Below are 795 nucleotides of genomic sequence, written 5' to 3' on the forward strand. Positions count from 1 at the left end.
AGAGCACTGTGCACTTAAGCACCGTACAGCTTCAATCTAAATTCATATACCAAAACGCTTGATTCAGTTAATTTGCTAGTGCTCATTTCAATTCGTAATTAAATCGTAACACCAAAGCATTACTGTCAATCCTATATGAAATGAGTTGAACAATTTATTTCAGACTCAATTTTTGCCAATCTGTTAATGATTCACTGCATCCTCGTCGGACTGCAGTCAACTGTGATAAATCACAGAACTTAATAAACCACCAAATTTATTCATTCGATCTTTTATTAAGTTCTGTAATCTTTAGCTTATTCCCGCACTTAATAAGTACGTGGTGGAGACTAGGAGAGTCGAACTCCTGACCTCCTGCGTGCAAAGCAGGCGCTCTACCAACTAAGCTAAGTCCCCAGCTTATCATCTGTGATTCGATGTATCAGATTATAGCCTGCGCACTCACTCACGTTCGTTTGCCTTGCGCTTCGCCTTAAAGCAGTGCTTTAAGTCTTGCTCATGGTGGGTCTGACAAGACTTGAACTTGTGACCCCACGCTTATCAAGCGTGTGCTCTAACCAACTGAGCTACAGACCCTGAGAAAAATCAAAGCATCACTTTGTATTTTTCGCAAGACAAACGCAGTGCGTAGTATCTGCTACTCAATCCAATTCGAAAACCTCGAATTATCTTTTAAGACACATCGTCATGAAGAACAACTTGTTGTGGATTCTTACCAATCGTCAATCTTTCGTTAAGGAGGTGATCCAGCCGCAGGTTCCCCTACGGCTACCTTGTTACGACTTCACCCCAGTC

The 795-nt window shown here is 41.8% G+C and carries 2 tRNA genes and 1 rRNA gene; all 3 read right to left on the reverse strand.

Annotated elements, in window-relative coordinates:
- Window positions 1–320: 320 nt before the first annotated feature.
- Window positions 321–396: transfer RNA gene (locus BJN41_RS14010), tRNA-Ala, on the reverse strand.
- A 103-nt stretch (window positions 397–499) separates the two neighbouring features.
- Window positions 500–576, reverse strand: a tRNA-Ile gene (locus BJN41_RS14015).
- A 158-nt stretch (window positions 577–734) separates the two neighbouring features.
- Window positions 735–795: ribosomal RNA gene (locus tag BJN41_RS14020) — 16S ribosomal RNA — on the reverse strand; the annotation flags it as partial.

It is taken from the genome of Acinetobacter towneri (genome assembly GCF_001758345.1).
GTDB lineage: Bacteria > Pseudomonadota > Gammaproteobacteria > Pseudomonadales > Moraxellaceae > Acinetobacter > Acinetobacter towneri_A.